We start from the raw sequence: 465 nt of genomic DNA on the forward strand, positions 1-465 counted from the left end.
GTCGAAAACAAGGCAAGTTGCCTGACAGACGCGAAGGTCCTCAAGCCCGGAATGCCGGCCGAGGTCCACATAAGCACAGGTCAGCGCAGCGTTTGGTCCTATCTGCTGAAGCCGCTTACCGATCAGATGTCACGCGCTTTCCGCTAGGACCGTTAAAGACGCAAACTACGCGAAACCGCGCGAGGCCGATTGAAGCGCCAGTTCATAAGGGCGAGTGTAAGCCGAGGTTGAACGCAGGCCCATGGCCCTGAGCGTCGGCGATCATAAGTTTGTCAAACCCGATGCCGAGTCCGCCAAAGCAAGTCGGACTATCGGCTGGACATCCTCACGCCTCACCCGTCAGAAGTATGGCAGACGGTCGCTCGCGAGGCCTAAAGCCTTTTGCGGGCGTGCTGGTCCGGCAAGCCTTCCTCCTTCGTTCGATGGCGCAAGAACGAGCGATCACTCATATAATGTCGTACAGCC

Annotated in this window: 1 pseudogene; it reads left to right on the top strand. The window is 58.1% G+C overall.

Annotated elements, in window-relative coordinates:
- Positions 1–147 (top strand): annotated as a pseudogene (locus EN861_RS36540) (HlyD family type I secretion periplasmic adaptor subunit); the annotation flags it as partial.
- Between the last annotated feature and the right edge of the window lie 318 nt (positions 148–465).

The sequence above is a fragment of the Mesorhizobium sp. M8A.F.Ca.ET.218.01.1.1 genome (genome assembly GCF_004791165.1).
Classification (GTDB): Bacteria; Pseudomonadota; Alphaproteobacteria; order Rhizobiales; family Rhizobiaceae; genus Mesorhizobium.